Genomic DNA, 16,673 nt, shown 5'->3' with positions numbered 1-16,673 from the left:
TACAGTGTAAATAGAACATCATGAGAGGAGGTCCTGAATTGAAGACCGTTGCATATTATAGAAGTTCAATTGATTCTCAGGAAAACTCAATCGGGATGCAACAAAATTCAGTTCTCACTTGCTCCATTGATATGGCATTGATTATCGATGAAGAATATATCGATGAAGCGGTATCAGCCCGAAAAGTCAGTTTAAAAAAGCGTCCAGCCCTACAAAAATTACTACAAGATATCAACAATAACGATGTCGGAACCTTATTCTTATTTAAGCGAGATCGACTAGCTCGAAATGTGATGGAGTATTATGAAATTTATCAAATACTAAGAAACAAGAAAATAAATGTTATTTTAACTGCACCGAATGAGCCACCAGTGTACTACACACCAATTGGTGAATATCTTGAATTAATTATGGCGGGTATGGCCCAACGTGAAGGCGAACAAATTATTGAACGTTTAAAGCAAACATTAAAGTCAAATTTCCAAAGTGGTAAAAACCCAGGACGTCTTCCGTATGGTTTTAAATGGAATAAAGAAACGAAAGAAATTGAATTGGTTGATGAACAAGTACAAATTGTTAAAAGGATTTATCAAGAACTTGTATCGGGAAAATATGAATCCTTGAAAGAACTTTGTAATGTATTAGGCTTGAAGGAAAACGGTAAGTCTTGGACTTCGGCTGATATAAGAAAAATTGCATTAAACCCGACATATATTGGATTGCGTACTATGAATATTTTTGGTGAAGATGTTACTAGTAAATATGAAAGACTTTCCATTATTGATAAGAATACATGGGAAAAAGCATGTAGTATTGTCACCGTTTTATCTCCCAAAAAGATTCATCAAGATTATGTATTCGAACAAGTGTTATTTCCATTGCAAGACTTACTAATTTGTTCGAAATGTAATGAATCATTACAAAAAATAAAGGCTAGAAGAAAAGAAAATTTAAAATATAAATGTTTAAACCATTCTTCAGTTTACGTTTTTAAGAGTACAATCGAACCATTAGTCTTTGAACGCTGCAAAGAATATTTTCATAGCCTACTCACTTCTCATTTCCAGGAATTATTTAATCGATATGAACAGAATGCTAAGAAGCAAGTAAAACAGAAAATACAAACCATTGAAGAAAAAATCCAGCTTATGAATGAAAAGTTAATTACAAAAGTAGATACGTGGTATCACGAAACTGATGCACCTTATAAGGAACAGAAAGAAATCGAAATTATGGCGCTGTATGATGAGCTGGCAAAATATAAAAAACAAAAAGAACAGGTAATACAGGAATTAAGTGATGTAAAGCAATTATGTGAAAAGGTAAGTAATTATCAATCCTCTATGTCGTTGTCCTATGACGAGATCAAGGAGAATCGAAAGTTAGGTTCCTTTTTTCGAGATTTAATACAGCAAGTCAAAACTGACGGGAAGGAATGCGAAATTGTTTTTAAACACCCATTCTTACGTACTCAAGAGGTGTTAACATCATGAAGCTCTCTTATATATTACAATCAAATATGAAAGCTGCTTTTTACGGGCGGCATTCTACTGATAAGCAGGACATGGATATGCAAATAAATTCTGTTATGGAAGTAGTTCGTAAATATAATTGCATTCATACTCATTCCTTTCTTGATAAGGCTGTTTCAGCTCGTAAAAATAAACTCACTAGTAGAAAAGAACTTGAAAACATGTTTGAAGCGGCGAAACGACAAGAATTTGATTTTGTGATTGTTTATAAAAGTGATCGTCTTGCCAGAGATCCTCTTGAACATCAAACTATTCGTATTGTCATGAAGACACTTGGTATTCCGATTATTATTAGTTCGACTGAAAGTGTGTACAGTACTGATAATGATTTGATTGTGCAACTTATGGAGGATGGTTTTACTAAATATGAAGTAGACACCATCATTGCAAGAACACGATCGGGACTAGAAAACAAAGCAAAACAAGGAAAATGGCTTGGTGGAAAACCACCATTTGGTTACACATATGATAAGAATAGTGGGCAATTTATTGAACACACCGAAGAGCTGTGCTATGTAAAAGAAATCTTCAATTTATATGTAAATGGTCATGGGTTTCAGTATATTGCTAATACACTCCCTAACGGTTCCCGCCGCGGAAAAGATTGGGGGAAAGAGAATGTAAAGGTGATTGTGCTTAATCCTTTTTATTGTGGTTTATTATCATGGCGCCGACAAACAGATGGAAAGCAAAATGCAAGGGATATTTGGATTGAAGCACCAAACCACTATGTGAAGCCAATCATTTCACGAGCGACATGGGAATCATGTTGGCGTATTTATTCAGAAAAACGTAATGGCAACATGGTTCCTAAACATTACAAAACAAGTTTTTTGCTACAAGGGTTGCTTTCTTGTGAAAAGTGCCAAGAATTAATGAAAACAAAGAATCAACAAACAGTAAGTTCTACAAATAAACAGTATGGAGGGAAAATTTATTCCTGTCCCAACTGTAAATTAAGAATAGATGCAGACCTCCTTCATGATAAAGTAGTGAATCAAACACTTACTGATGTGAAAATAAGCGGATTTCATAATGTATATCATGCGATAGAACAAAAAATTCAGTATGAGATACAAGAATTGAATAACAATATTCAAAAGCATCAGCGTCTTTTCGAAAGCTACACCATCAAACTTCACAATATTACAGAAGAACTTAAACAACGTATGAAAAATAACGATGATAAACGTTTTTTGAAGTCTTTAGCGATTTACCGTTTGGATGTACAGCGAAAACTAGATGGAATCGTACAACAAATAAACCACTTTAAACAGCAAATCACTCTCAAAGAAAAAGTTGAAAAAAGCAAAGCAACATGGTTACATACCTTGAACGAAGTATTTCAAGACGATGTGAAACTTCAAGAAATAAGCGATATGGATAAAAGACGCTTTTTATTACCTCTCATTCAATCTGTATCTATTAAAGAAAATAAAAAGCGTAATGAATATGATATTTCACTACAGTTACGAACAGATTTTTCAAAACGTGATGTGAAGAATCAAATCAGCTTAATTTTGTAAAACAGCTATCGAAATCGGTGGCTGTTTTTTATTTTTGATGACATCGGTATTTAGGTCGAAATGTAGATGGGGAATTTTCTTTTACTCGGTGGTTAGGGGGGAGTGGTATACCACTCTACCCTAATCACCGAGTTTGATACTCTTGAGAAAGAGCTTGTATCTTAAGGATAAAGGGTTTGTCTTTATTTATTATTATGGACAGTGATTTAGAGAAATAAACATACTCGGTGATTAGGGGATAAGTAACTATTTAAAACATTTGAGAGCTCGGTAATTGGGTAAATAAAAAATGCCTTATCATTCTCCCTGTAGGGAGGCATGAGGGGGTCACCATACATACCCATCAACTTAAAGAAAATAAAGGCCAAAAAAAAGAAAAAATGAGCCGAACTCTTATGAATAACTGTGAAAAGGTAAAATTTTTGTAATGGGAGGTTTCTGAAAATCTTAGCTTGATGGGCATGGGGTATCGCCAGCATTTTGGAAAAAACCCACGCTAAGAGCATGCAAGATTTTATACAGTTTTTTGGCTAATCTAATAACAAACGAGAATCCTAAAACTACGCCAGGATAGGAATGTGTAAAAAAATGCATAGATCCATAGAACGAAAAAAGGAGGATCCCTTGTGAGAGTAGGGATTCTCCTTTTCCTTGCTACCAATAATGGGACGTTATGTTAACCGGTTATGTATACGATATACAAGAAAAATTTCTTTACTACCGTATTATTCAGATGGTAAAATTTAGAAAAGAGAGGTGAGAGTTATTTCGAAAATAATTAATAAGGTTGTATTTAAAAGAGCTATTAACTTTTTCATATTAGGGGTAGCACTAACTGTTATTGCAACCATAATAACTTTTATAATCAATCCAGATCTAAAAGAAACACTGGAAGGGTTAGGAAATAGAATACCAGATCAAGTAAAGGAATTAACAGGTATAGAAAAGGCATGGAAATACATTGTTAATAATGGTTTTATCGTGCCTTTACAAATGTTTATATTAGCCTTGATTCCAATACAATTTTTATATGTTATACATATAATTTTAACTGCTTCACTTCTTGGGGTTTCTTTTGGAATTGCGTTACAAGTTGGTTTTAAAAAAGGTTTTGTGATGATAATTTCATCCATCCCTCATTACCTTGTTGAAGTTTTCGCTTTGTGTTTATTTGCGGCTATTCTTTTTGAATTAAATAAATTTATTAGAATCAAATTAAAAATTATGTTCAAAAAGGATAAAGAAAGAGTATCTCTTAGTAAAAAAATTTTAGAAGTAATAAAAATTTATGCTATTTTAACTTTACCTATAATTATCGTTGCTGCATTCTTAGAAACTTACATAACTAATATCATATTTGATTTATTTTAGGAACTTTATATGCTTGATGAAGATTGAGATTTACCTAAACATAATACAAACTGTGCTTATAACTTCCAATAACGAGAATTATGTAAATGAGCTGTCCATATGGACAGCTCATTTTATTTTTTGCTTAACGTGGTTTTTTTCCAAAATGCTGGCGGTACCCCATTAAGCACATAATCTATTTAGATTATGTGCTTTTTTGTCGAAATTAACAGAATGAATTTTCAGAAATATTATTAATTAATCACGAAAACGTGATAGAATAGACGTATAGGATATCACGTTTTCGTGATTGGAGAGGAGGGATATAATGCCTGATAAGAAAAGTTCTGTAGAAAAAAATTTTCAAACTCCCCACTTTCCAATGTTTTTACAGCAAGTGAAGCCGAACAGAAGTGGGGATTAGAAAAAGGTACCGTGAGATCGTCATGTGTACGTGGTAAATTAAAAAATTACGTAGAATTAGGATTAGTCAAGAAGTCAGGAAATACATGGCTTCTAACTAAAGAGGTTATGACTGAAGTTTACGGATTTCAAAAGAATTAAGGATCCATAAATCACAAGAAATACCCATTAAAAATAGACATGAAAAAGCCCCCACCACCGCCAAAGTAAGTAAGGGCTTTTCCAGATACATTACAAAAGAAAGGCTGATTCTAGATGGCAAATAGCTACCTAAAAACTCATAACAGCAAGAATATTTTATCACATTTAACTAAAAAAGAAAAAATGAAAATTGTTATAAAGGCCAATTTAAATAAGCGATATAACGTCACTTGTAAATGGTTTGGTATAGATAATTGTATTACCTCACAAATTTGGTTCTTCGGTACATTTGGAATATCTATTTTCATGGTTGTAGCTACATATATGATCTCTGGAATATGTTTTGGGTTTTAATTCTAATATCTTTCAACTTATATAATTAAGGAGGAATTATTTTATGAATAAAAAATCTGTAAATGTAAAAATTGGTGATTCTGTACAATTCCATTATCGTCATGATTCTTCAGTAACACTAATTGGTTCTGTAGTTAATGTATTAACTAATACCATTGTTGTGGCTGTCTCCGATTCTCCAAATAAGATCCCTGGACTAGAAGACCGGCAACTAGTAAAGCTTGGTCAGTTTAAAAAAATTCGAAAACAACATTTGCTCTTGGCGCAATAATCTTCCCTTATAACTAATTACTTTTAGGAGGATATAATATGAGGCCAAAACGCGGTGAATTTTTTCACTTTTCAAAAGATAACACTGTATACTTAGTTTTAGGTTACGCAAAAATGTTCGGTAATGAAGAACACGACTTTATTAACCTTAAAAGAATGAAAGACTCAACTACTATAACGCTTAGTGCCGATTTGTTTTTGCTCTATATACAAGCTGAAAAATTCGTAAAAGATAATGTACTAGTAACTAGTTAAATAAGATCACATTTAAACAAATCTTTCCCACCATATTCTCTTTTTCCAATAGTATGGTGGGAAAAACGTAAAGGGTGAGAGAAATGAAAGGGAAAGAGGGAACGAAAGGCTTTTTTGTGTTTAGTAAGAAACATGGGAGGACTTATGTTTACTTAGTACGTGCTACTTATAAAAATCAAAAGAAGAAAAATATTCCCTTGTTTTCATTCGGTCGATTAGAGGATGCTCTCAATAATATGTATGATTGGCGTGATAATTTTGATCTATTTCCTATACTTTTATCTGAGTTAGGATACTCCTGGGAAGATTTACATGAATGGATCTTAACTTTAGAGACTGGTTATAGCAAATACGGAAGAAAACTTTGCATAGCTAACGATTAGGAGGGGGTATGTATTATGGAGAACTATCTGAAAGAAAAACATCGAAGAGAAAAGTTAGAACAAATTTTCAACCGTACAATAAAAGGAGAAAGTTATTTCCAATGCGATTCTTTCAGGTGGAAAAATATCGTATTTAAACATTACAATAAAATTAAACGAAAAGAAATGAGTATAGAACAACTCGTTTCAATAATACAAAAAGAAGGAATACATTTTACACAACATCCTTCGTTAATAACATATCCGATAATTGATTTTATAAAGTATATAGCGAAAATCTGTAAAGAAACAATAGAAATTGAGTCCTGTTAATACAGGACTTTTCTTTATAAATCATTATTTAAATACACATGAGGGAGTTTTTGATAATGTCCGGAAGTATAAAGAAAAGGAACGGAAATTCAATTACACATGAACAGTTCCTAACTAAAATTTATAAATTAGTAGGGGAAGAATACAAGGTTTTAACTACTTATACTTCATCAAAAGAGAAAATTTTGATGAGGCATAATATTTGTGGACGTGAATTTTGGGTTAGAGCCAGTCATTTCACCTCTTCTGGTTCAAGATGTAAAGTATGTTCATTTAAGAATATGAATGCAAAAACACATGAACAATTCATAAAAGATATCTACTCTACGGTAGGTGAGGAATATACTGTCTTAGGAAATTATGAAAGGGCACATATTAAGGTTTTGATACGACATAACAATTGTGGACTTGAGTACTTAGTAGATCCAGCAAGTTTTCTATTTGGTTCTCGCTGTCCTGAATGTAACCGTAAGGTGATTGGAGATTTAAAAAGAAAATCCCATATTGAGTTCCTTAAAGAGTGCAAGCATTTAGTTGGCGAGGAATATACTTTGCTATCAGAATACATAGCAACAAATGTCCATGTACTGATGAGACATAATAATTGTGGAAATGAATTCACTGTCATGCCATCTAATTTTTTAAGAGGGAAAGGTTGTCCAAAATGCAAAGGTAAAAGAATTAGTATGGCTAAAACAAAAACACATGATGAATTTGTAGAAAGAGTATTCCAACTAGTAGGGAACGAATACAAAGTTATTGGCTCTTATGAAAAAGCAAGAAAGAAGATACTTATGCAACACACGATTTGTGGTCATACATATCAAGTAACTCCTTCACACTTTGTTACAGGAACTAGATGTCCCTATTGTAATGAAAGTAAGGGGGAACGTATCATTAAAGAATACCTTGAATCACAAAATATTTGTTTTAAAAGAGAATATACATTCCCAGATTGTAAAAATATTGATTTATTAAAATTTGATTTTGCTATCTTTGATAAAAATAACTCTTTAATTGCTTTAATTGAATTTGATGGTGAACAGCATTTTAAACCGGTTCCATACTTTGGTGGGAAAAAGAAGTATGAGGAGACGAAAAAAAGGGACAAGATAAAAAATGATTACTGTCAAAACAATGATTTTAAATTAATAAGGATACCATATTATGAAGAAGATATTTCTTCTTTTTTAGATTATCAAATACTTAATAATTTATTATAAATCTCAATAAGACAAAATAAAAATCCCCTTAAATCTCATACTCTAATGGGGGCACGGCAACGATTCGTTCTTTTTCGGGCCACTTGCAAAAAACTTTCAAAGTTATGATAAAACAATGAATTTAAGGTAATTAGATTTGAAATTTTCAAGAATACTTGCTTAAAATGTGTTCCGTAAACATATTTTAAGCAATATTTACAGGTGTTCTGTAAACTAATCTTGTTAAATTCATCTCAAAAAGTTAACGGAACTCTAATTCTGTTAACAAAAATATATATCAAGTAATATTTATATTAAAAGATAAAACATAGGAAGAAGTTAAAAATAGATACTTTTGAAATCGTTTTGTTTTTGTGAGTGTTAATTTTAAAGGTACATCCACATACCTTGCATTACAAGTTATTATGTGTTATTTTTATATCCATAACACTTGCATTGCAAGTTATTATTGTAATCATTTACCTTGTATTACAAGCTACTAGAAAATATGTATGAAAAGGGGGATGAAATGGCAGACTCAACGCAAATGTTAAAAGGTATTTTAGATGGATGTATTTTAGCCATTATTCAAGAAGGGGAAATATACGGTTACGAATTAACGGAGAAATTGCATAGCTATGGCTTTCATTCGTTTAGTGAAGGAACGATATATCCATTATTATTACGTATGCAAAAAGAAGGATTAGTTACGAGTGTATTAAGGGAATCTACGGCTGGTCCAAAACGAAAATACTACTTGTTATCAGAATTAGGTGAAAAAGAATTGGATAGTTTTAAAGAGCGTTGGAGCGATTTAAAACTATCTGTTGAAAATGTGATTAATAAAGGGGGAAAATAGCATGTTATCAACGAAGTCTGAACAATTTTTAGTCGAACTTAGAATGTATTTATTGCAACGAGGAAAAAAAGATGAAGATATAAATGGAATCGTGGAAGAATTAGAAGTTCATTTAATAGAAGCTGAAAACAAGGGGAAAAGTGTAGATACTATTATTGGCAAAAGCCGAAAACAACATATGAAGAATATTGGGAAAGAACTACCTGTAGATAAAGAAGGATTGTTCGTATTAATTCCTGCAGCAATTCTAGTTATTGTCGCTTATATGTGCTTTGCTCCAGCTATTAGAGGACAATTCAAAATTTCACAAAACATATTGTTATTTGGATCATTACCCTTATTTCTGACCCTTTCTGTATTTGCAATTACACTATTCAAAGGGATTCCTAAAGTATATCCATCTACAAAAAGTTCACTATTTCTTGTAATGTTAGCTAATTTTATTGCTATCGGAGTCTGGGTAGGATTCTATTTTTGGATGAATAAACAAATTGATACCGATTATTTTGTGGCAACTACACTACAAAATTATAGTATTGCGGCTGTTTGTATTCTGATTTTTATTATGTTTGCGTTGTATACAAAATCGTGGATTACGATTTTTGTAGCATTTTCAATGTGTATAGGCCCAATCTTAGAAAGGGTAATCCCAGGTGAAATAAATAAAGACCCACTGTATATTACAGTAACGATTATCGGTTGTGTTGTCATAGGTATTTGTTTAGGGATATATTTCTACAAAAAAAAGAAAAAATCATGAAACAAGCCATTAAACAGGATGAAGCTTGGGCGATATACAAAATCCTAATTTGGATTGTATTCATTTAAACGTCTATTATATATGTCTATTTTTCGATAAGTATTAGCATAAAGGAATACATTTTGGTTAATCTTCTTTCCAAATGTATTCCTTTTATTTATTGTAAAATGCGTGTTTAAGTGATATTTCGATTAAATTACAATCATGAGTGGCCCCAAAAACAAGGAATCGTTGCCGTGCCCCTAATGGGGATTTTCATTACTAACTGGAGTCCCACCCCATTGCCATCAACTTAAGAATTCAGAATTACCCTAAAACGAAAAAAATGAACTAAATTCTCATGGATACCTATGAAAAGATGAAATTTTCATTTCGGTATCACTTCAAAATGTTAGCTTGATGGGCATGGAGTGCTACCCCTAAAACAGAAGAGTAAATTCCCTGTTGCAGAATCCTTATTATAAGGATTCCTTTTTTTGCATATAAAATTTACAAATAAAAAAAGATAAGATCGGCGAATACGATCTTATCTTAAGCATAAGGGAAAAACAAGTGACACAAACCATCTTAATTTTTATGATATTATATTTTTTGTTAATTTTCGATATAAAACCCATATTTAACATCTATATCAATATTGAGAAATTTATTACAAAACTAGCTATAAATGATTCAAAATCCCAATGTAAACTTTTACCCATTAGCTTACATTCGTTTCACCTAAAATATTGACTCCATCCAAAATCGCATAATATCCTCGAAGTACAAAGTAAAAATGTACATTCAAAATGCTGTGTTGATGTGCAGGTTTTTTTCTTATTCAGCAATCGGGCCATTTTCTGGAATAAAGCGATTGCTTAAATCACAGAATTTTGAAATAATTGTTATTAAGTTAAATGGCAGGATTTTAGAATATGACCGAAACATATTGTATATAAAAAAATTAACATTAGTTTCTTAATTCTTTTTATTGGGAGGAAGAGTCGGATGGAAATAAAATGGATAGGTGTTAGCGTCCTCACCGGATTCTTTCTACTGGAGCTTGGTGCAATGGCTGCGTTCAGTTACTGGGGTTATCATATCAAGACAGGGGCAGCGGTCAAAATTATACTCGCGGTTGCCACGCCACTAGTCATAGCCACTCTATGGGGGATGTTTCTCTCCCCGAAGGCGTCGCTCCCCATCTTCTCCTTCCCCATACGAACTACGCTTAAGCTGGTTGTGTTCATTGTTGCTTCCGCAGCTTTGTACGCAAGTGGGCAAAGCGCGTTCGCAGTTACTTTTCTGACGGTGTCCCTTCTTATCGTGGCAGCAGTCTTCATCTTGAAGCTTCATAAAGTAAATATGTGAAGTGGATTAGTCTAAAACTGAACTTCAATAATCGGGCGCTTTAATTGAGCAAGGATCACAAAAATCATCAAACTTTTTTATAAAAGGATGATTCAATTGAATATAGAAAAAGCGTGTTTTGATCAATCTTTTTTCAAAGCACGCTTTTTCTATTTGCTCTTTTATCAAGGTTTATTAGGTTAATTTAATCAAACTTTATTCAAAAGCTACAACAAAGCATATAAATTTCGTATCTATCCAACGAAGGAACAAAAAATATTAATTGTTAAAACCATTGGGTGCAATCGCTTTGTATTCAATTTCTTATTGAGCGAATGGGGCAGTTTATTTAAAGAAGTAAATCAAATCGAATAGGCTACAAAAAAGAAAGCAAACTAAAATCGTGGGTGCTGATGACGAAAAAACACAACTCCGCTATCTGTATATAGTGTATTTATTATAGTTGGCATCCTTGAAGGAATAACTAAATCAAGCTACAAGGGTGGTGAAAAAATGGCTAAAAATAAGAATAATCAATTGAAGAACAATAAAAATGCTGTACCAAAAGCAGATGTAGAATTTGCGGGAGAAAATGGACTTGAAAAAATCGCATTAAGAGCCCAAAAAAAATCAAAATAAGTAAACAATAGGGGGCAGTAAATCTGTCCCTTTGTTCCTCAAAATTAACATAGTTCTTCAAAAAAATAAGCATCTTTTGTTAGCATAAAACCAATGTATTTCAAAACCTGGAAAGTCCCCTCAGAAGTTCTGAAAGTACTTTCCATTCACATAATTAGTGTTATCGTAAGTCAATGTTATTGTTAGTTTGGATTCGACTTTTGTATAGTTGACGAAATTTGATGAAAGAGATAATTCTCCAAGGTAAGATATATCCCAGTGCTACAGTCATAAATAGTGCTGCTTCTGTTTCTGGACCTAGCCATTTTAAATAATCACGAAGTAAAAAACGGATAATAAGTACGATGAGAAAGGTAATAATAAAGCTCTTGTTTCTTATAGCATAAATATGCTGATCGAATCGGAGTTCATAGTGAGTGGTCCAAATAAGTGGAATTGACAAAAGAAATCCAAAGATAGCTGCACAAATCCATTCCCAGCCAGCGGCATGTGCTTTTGGATTTAAGATGATGTGAATGCAGGGGAGTAACAAAAATAGTATGGGTAAGAGAATGCGGGTTCCGTTTCCTTTAATAGGGCGATACATTGCCAAAGTTCTACGCCATATGACTAACGCAGCAATTATGATCACAATAGAGTAAAACGAAGAAGAATCCATGATTTCACCTCGACACATAGAATATTTCAATTATATGGAAAGTACAGATGGTTGGATAGTGGTATTCATCCTGATTGGGGAAATATAACATTAATTTGTGATATCATATATAGGTATTTGCCATTACATACTATTGCAAGAGGTAAGCAAAGAGGCTTATCCCTTATGTATCAAGGATTACGCCTTTTTTTCTTTTGAAAGATTTATAGAAAAAAACATACTTGTTTTATTAAGTATGCAGTCTCAGAATTGTCCTTATTTCCCATATAAAAATCGCATATTTGCTAGTTAGTTTAATACTTTTTGTAATGGAACAGCTGCAATCTAAAATTATGATTTGAGTACATGCAATATATACAATACCCCTGGCATATAGCTAATAGCGTATAGCGCGCTTATAGCTAAACAACAAGTCCACTGCCAAAGTAGGGCTATTTTTTTCTGCCTTTTGTGGTAATATCGGTGTTGCCGTTTCACGCATTAGTTTATATTCAAGCTGTGCAGTGATAATAAAGCTGTTTAATTGTAAACGTAAAAGAGCGATATCCTAAAAACTACGATAGACGGTATAATAAAAGCAATATATATAGAAATACGTTTGCTTTCGAAAGGGAGTACATATATGAAAATAAAAAAGGGCAAAAAACACTTGGTTATGCTTTTGAACAAGCTACAAAGCATAGGAAATACCCGAAATTAATAAGGATAATTTATAGGAGGTACTTTAAAATGTTTATCGTAAATGTTGAAGGTGCTATAAGGAAAAATGATAAATGGCTTATTATTGAAAGAAGCAAAAAAGAGGAACATGCTGGTGGTTGGCTTTCTCTAGTGGGAGGTAAGGTAGATATAGAAGAGAATTCATCAGACATATTAGAGAGAACAGTAAAGCGAGAAATATTAGAAGAAGTCGGTGTGAGCGTAAAAGACAGGCTAAATTATGTACATAGTACGTCATTCGTAACCGATACAGGTGAAAATGTTGTGGATATTGTTTTTCTTTGCGAATATGAATCGGGGGAGGCATTTTCTAAAAGTCCCGATGAGGTTGAAGAGGTATTATGGTTAACTACTGATGAAATATTAAATCACCCCAATTCGCCAATTTATTTAAAAGAAAGCATTAATCATGCGGAAGCGTTGATTCGTATTCATTCTACATAACGCTTTAAATTTATAATAGAAGTAAAGTTGTTATACATAAATGGGGGAAACCTTGGAATTTATCTTGTTCAATTATCGGGCGCGATTGTGGAGTAGCATAAATAGGAAATGATCAAACTTCATTTTAAAGTAATAGTTGTTAAAATAAATTAGATAAAAACAAGCATCCCTGGCGTGGATGCTTGTTTTTAAATCTTATTTGTAATACAGATAATAGAAGAATACTTTCTAGACCATGGTGTTTATTTTGTGAAGTACAGGGTACATCCCTGCCAACTAAACCAATACAACCGCCATAGTACACTTATGTCAGCCTACAAAAACATTAAAGATGAGAATTTCAGATATTATATTTTAAAGCAAAAAGCAGATGTATTTCATGCAATGAAAAGCTTTTTTAAAGAAGAATCAGGAGAGAAAATGGCATAACCTCTTGTAAAAGGGGTTATTTTTTTGCGAAATATTTAAATTGTTAGTTGACAACGAAAATGAAAATCATTATCATTTATTCGAGAAATGATTACATTTCGATTCATATATTTTGGAGGAGATGTAAAGTTGAAAAGAAATAAAAGAAAACATATAAATGCGATGTTAGTGGCGGCAGCTTTAGCGCTACCGTTTGCTGTGTATTCAACACCTTCTTTAGCGGCTGTAGCAATTGAGGTAAACAAAACTGGACATGCTTTAGAAGATGGTACATATGATGCTGTTATTAAAGCGTATAAAGATAAAACAAATGAAGAGTCCATGGCAGCTGTTTATATAAAGGATCCGAAATTAACAATTGAGAATGGAAAGAAAATTGTAACGGCAACGTTAAGTGATAGTGATTTCTTTCAATACTTGAAAACAGAGGATATTCATACTCCTGGTGTGTTTCATAATGTGAAAGTAATATCTGAGGATAAAAAGAAAAATGGGACGAAAGTTATTCAATTCGAAGTTGGAGAATTAGGAAAAAGATATAACATGCAAATGCATATTTTAATTCCAACTATGGGGTATGATGAAAAATATCAAGTACAGTTCGAAGTGACTACTACCCATGTAGAAAATAATACCTCAGAAGATCCAAAAGAGAATAAAGAAGAACAAAAAGAAGAAGTGAAAAACGTAATAGCTGATACTAAATTACAGCAATATATTAATAAGAATGTTTTAGGGCGAAAAGATATTGGTGCACCCATCACTAAAGAAGAAGCATTTCAAATTAAAGAGTTGGAAATATACAGTGGTCAAGGGATTAGTAGTTTAGAAGGTCTAGAACATATGCTGAATTTAGAGAAGTTTAGATTATATGAGTCAAATGTAAAGGAATTAGCTCCTATTTCTAACTTGAAGAAACTAAAGCTTTTAGATCTTTTTTCTAATCAAATTGAAAACGTTGAACCGATCGCTCAATTAGATAGACTTCAATTCCTTTATTTAAGAGATAATAAAATTAGTGATTTGAAACCATTAAACCAATTGAAAAAAATTAAAGTATTAGATTTAGTTGGCAATAAAATTAAAGATATTAAACCTTTACTTTCTATGTCATCTATAGATAAATTATACTTGTCTAACAATGAAATTAGTGATCTTACAGATATTGGGCAATTAAGTGGTGTAAAAGTGTTATGGATAGGGAATAATCACATTACTAATCTTGAAGATATTAGTAAAATGAAGAGCCTTATTGAGCTAGAAGTTATGGATGCGGAAATAAAGGATATAACGCCTTTAGCTAAAATGGAACAGTTACAATCGCTTAATTTAGAAGAAAACTATATTTCTGATCTATCACCACTTAGCAAATTAAAGAATTTGTATGCATTAAACTTAATTGCAAATGAAATTCGTGATATAAGACCTGTTGTAGAATTAGGGAAGCAGGTGCCAATTAAACTGCAAAGACAAAAAATCTTTTTAAGTGATGGAATTGTAAATGAAGATATAAAAATTCCTATATATGATTTAAAAGGAGAAACTCTTCAAAATATCAGATGGAAGAGTGAAGGTGGAACGCTAAATAACGGGTATGTTAAGTGGAATAGTACTGGAGAAAAAACATATGAGTTTAATTTAGAGGTGAATTCTGCTGAGAGCCAAATAAGATTTAATGGAACGATAATACAAAATATCGTAGAGAAGCAAGCGAAAGTGAATGTTATTAAAGATGAAAATTTAAAACGATTTATTAATAAAAATAATTTAGGTAGAACAAACTTAGATACGTCTATAACTAAAGACGATTTATTGCAAATTAAAACCTTGAAAATAGTTGATGGCAAACAGCAAGGGATAAAGGATTTCTCTGGATTAGAATTTATGAAGAACTTAGAAAATCTGACACTACAAAATAGTGGATTAAAAACTGTAGATGGTATCTCGGATTTGAGAAGTTTGAAAACAATAGATTTAGCTCGTAACGAAATCGAAAACATTGAACCGATAGTTAAATTAGAAAAACTTGAAAAGTTAAATATGAGTCATAACAATGTGAAAAATGTTAAGTTGTTATATACAGTATCGTCTCTCAAAAACTTAGACTTATCAAATAATAAAATTAGTAACCCTGATCTTGAAGGAATTAACAAACTAAAAAATTTAGATGTCTTATTATTGAATAGTAATGAAGTTAGTGATTTGAATGGAATAAGTGAAATAAGTAAATTAAATAAACTTGAGCTTATTGGAAATAAAGTAGTAGATGTGTCACCATTAGGTAAATTACAAAATTTACAATGGTTAAATCTATCAGATAATAAAATTAAAGATATTTCTATTTTCTCTTCTATGCTAGAGTTATTTAGTTTAAAACTTCCTGGTAATGAGATTCGTGACATAAGACCAATCATTCAATTAGCTCAGTGGATAACAATTGATATTAGAAAGCAGAAGATTGTTCTTGATGACGCACAAGTAAATCAAGCAGTGAAAATCTCTGTGCATGATGTAGAAGGGGAACCGCTTGAGGATATTACGTTGAAAAGTGAAGATGGGACAATCAATGAAGAAGATGGTACCATCGTTTGGAGTACTCCTGGAGAGAAAAAATATGAATTTGCATTTGATGGAACAGACTATTATGGACTTGGTATATGGTTTAGTGGTGAAGTTGTACAGAATATAGTAGAGAAATTGGAATCAAAAGAACCAACAACAGAAGTTGAAGGACCAAAAGAAGAATCAAAGGAACCAACAAAAGAAGTTGAAGGAACGAAAGAAGAATCAAAGGAACCAACAAAAGAAGTTGAAGGACTGAAAGAAGAAGTGAAAGAACCAGCAAAAGAAGTTGAAGAACCCAAAGAAGAAGTGAAAGAACCAACAACAGAAGTTGAAGAATCAAAAGAAGAAGTGAAAGAGCCAACAACAGAAGTTGAAGAATCAAAAGAAGAAGTGAAAGAGCCAACAACAGAAGTTGAAGGAACAAAAGAAGTTGAAGAAGCGAAAGAAGAAGTAAAAGAGCCAACGAAAGAAGTTGAAGAAACGAAAGAAGAAGTAAAAGAACCGGCAAAAGAAGTTGAAGGA

The 16,673-nt window shown here is 32.2% G+C and carries 15 protein-coding genes and 3 pseudogenes; 17 read left to right on the top strand and 1 reads right to left on the bottom strand.

Going from position 1 to position 16,673, the window contains the following annotated elements; translation table 11 throughout:
* Positions 1-38 precede the first annotated feature (38 nt).
* The 14 genes and pseudogenes from MR071_RS22100 to MR071_RS25515 all read left to right on the top strand — a co-directional run bounded on the left by MR071_RS22100 (position 39) and on the right by MR071_RS25515 (position 11,335).
* Positions 39-1,493 carry a recombinase family protein gene (locus MR071_RS22100; RefSeq protein WP_105587926.1) on the top strand — a complete coding sequence of 485 codons (1,455 nt, stop codon included), beginning with the start codon at positions 39-41 and terminating at the stop codon, positions 1,491-1,493.
* Positions 1,490-3,058 carry a recombinase family protein gene (locus tag MR071_RS22095; RefSeq protein ID WP_242238027.1) on the top strand — a complete coding sequence of 523 codons (1,569 nt, stop codon included), beginning with the start codon at positions 1,490-1,492 and terminating at the stop codon, positions 3,056-3,058. The genes MR071_RS22100 and MR071_RS22095 overlap by 4 nt, the downstream gene beginning before the upstream one ends.
* A 756-nt stretch (positions 3,059-3,814) precedes the next feature.
* Positions 3,815-4,429 carry a stage II sporulation protein M gene (locus MR071_RS22090; protein WP_105586194.1) on the top strand — a complete coding sequence of 205 codons (615 nt, stop codon included), beginning with the start codon at positions 3,815-3,817 and terminating at the stop codon, positions 4,427-4,429.
* A 366-nt stretch (positions 4,430-4,795) separates the two neighbouring features.
* Positions 4,796-4,972, top strand: a pseudogene (locus tag MR071_RS25860) (helix-turn-helix domain-containing protein); the annotation flags it as partial.
* A gap of 397 nt (positions 4,973-5,369) precedes the next feature.
* Entirely contained in the window at positions 5,370-5,597 is a 228-nt protein-coding gene (locus MR071_RS22085) for a methyltransferase (RefSeq protein WP_105586193.1), read from the top strand.
* Between the two features lie 38 nt (positions 5,598-5,635).
* A complete protein-coding gene (locus MR071_RS22080) occupies positions 5,636-5,851 on the top strand; it encodes a hypothetical protein (protein WP_086411182.1) in 216 nt (71 codons plus the stop codon).
* A gap of 83 nt (positions 5,852-5,934) precedes the next feature.
* A complete protein-coding gene (locus MR071_RS22075) occupies positions 5,935-6,234 on the top strand; it encodes a hypothetical protein (protein WP_044797605.1) in 300 nt (99 codons plus the stop codon).
* A gap of 15 nt (positions 6,235-6,249) precedes the next feature.
* Positions 6,250-6,546 (top strand): hypothetical protein, encoded by a 297-nt coding sequence (locus tag MR071_RS22070; RefSeq protein WP_105586192.1) that lies wholly within the window; start codon positions 6,250-6,252, stop codon positions 6,544-6,546.
* A gap of 56 nt (positions 6,547-6,602) precedes the next feature.
* Complete coding sequence (locus tag MR071_RS22065) at positions 6,603-7,769, top strand: hypothetical protein (RefSeq protein WP_105586191.1); 1,167 nt, start codon at positions 6,603-6,605, stop codon at positions 7,767-7,769.
* Positions 7,770-8,277: 508 nt separating this feature from the next.
* Positions 8,278-8,607, top strand: a complete 330-nt coding sequence (locus tag MR071_RS22060) for a PadR family transcriptional regulator (RefSeq protein WP_078177303.1) — start codon at positions 8,278-8,280, stop codon at positions 8,605-8,607.
* Between the two features lies 1 nt (position 8,608).
* Positions 8,609-9,367, top strand: a complete 759-nt coding sequence (locus MR071_RS22055; RefSeq protein WP_105586190.1) for an NADH dehydrogenase subunit — start codon at positions 8,609-8,611, stop codon at positions 9,365-9,367.
* 987 nt (positions 9,368-10,354) lie between these two features.
* A complete protein-coding gene (locus MR071_RS22050; RefSeq protein WP_002144369.1) occupies positions 10,355-10,717 on the top strand; it encodes a YrdB family protein in 363 nt (120 codons plus the stop codon).
* Between the two features lie 210 nt (positions 10,718-10,927).
* Positions 10,928-11,062: pseudogene (locus MR071_RS22045) on the top strand (helix-turn-helix domain-containing protein); the annotation flags it as partial.
* A 147-nt stretch (positions 11,063-11,209) separates the two neighbouring features.
* The gene (locus tag MR071_RS25515; RefSeq protein ID WP_001107285.1) at positions 11,210-11,335 is read left to right on the top strand and encodes a hypothetical protein; all 126 of its coding nucleotides are present in this window, start codon (positions 11,210-11,212) and stop codon (positions 11,333-11,335) included.
* 160 nt (positions 11,336-11,495) lie between these two features.
* Here MR071_RS25515 and MR071_RS22040 read toward each other — a convergent pair whose 3' ends face one another.
* The gene (locus MR071_RS22040; protein ID WP_105586188.1) at positions 11,496-11,993 is read right to left on the bottom strand and encodes a CcdC protein domain-containing protein; all 498 of its coding nucleotides are present in this window, start codon (positions 11,991-11,993) and stop codon (positions 11,496-11,498) included.
* 729 nt (positions 11,994-12,722) lie between these two features.
* On the opposite strand from MR071_RS22040, the gene MR071_RS22035 reads away from it, so the two are divergent.
* The 3 genes and pseudogenes from MR071_RS22035 to MR071_RS22025 all read left to right on the top strand — a co-directional run.
* Positions 12,723-13,157, top strand: coding sequence for an NUDIX hydrolase (locus MR071_RS22035; RefSeq protein WP_105586187.1), 435 nt, complete (start codon positions 12,723-12,725; stop codon positions 13,155-13,157).
* Positions 13,158-13,430: 273 nt separating this feature from the next.
* Positions 13,431-13,586 (top strand): annotated as a pseudogene (locus MR071_RS22030) (sporulation protein YhbH); the annotation flags it as partial.
* A gap of 129 nt (positions 13,587-13,715) precedes the next feature.
* A partial coding sequence (locus MR071_RS22025; RefSeq protein WP_242238024.1) for a leucine-rich repeat domain-containing protein occupies positions 13,716-16,673 on the top strand: 2,958 nt, incomplete at its 3' end.

The sequence above is a fragment of the Bacillus cereus group sp. BfR-BA-01316 genome, from assembly GCF_022664195.1.
Classification (GTDB): Bacteria; Bacillota; Bacilli; order Bacillales; family Bacillaceae_G; genus Bacillus_A.
The sequence above is the reverse complement of the archived record's forward strand: the minus strand, read 5'-3'. Positions and strand labels throughout refer to the sequence as shown.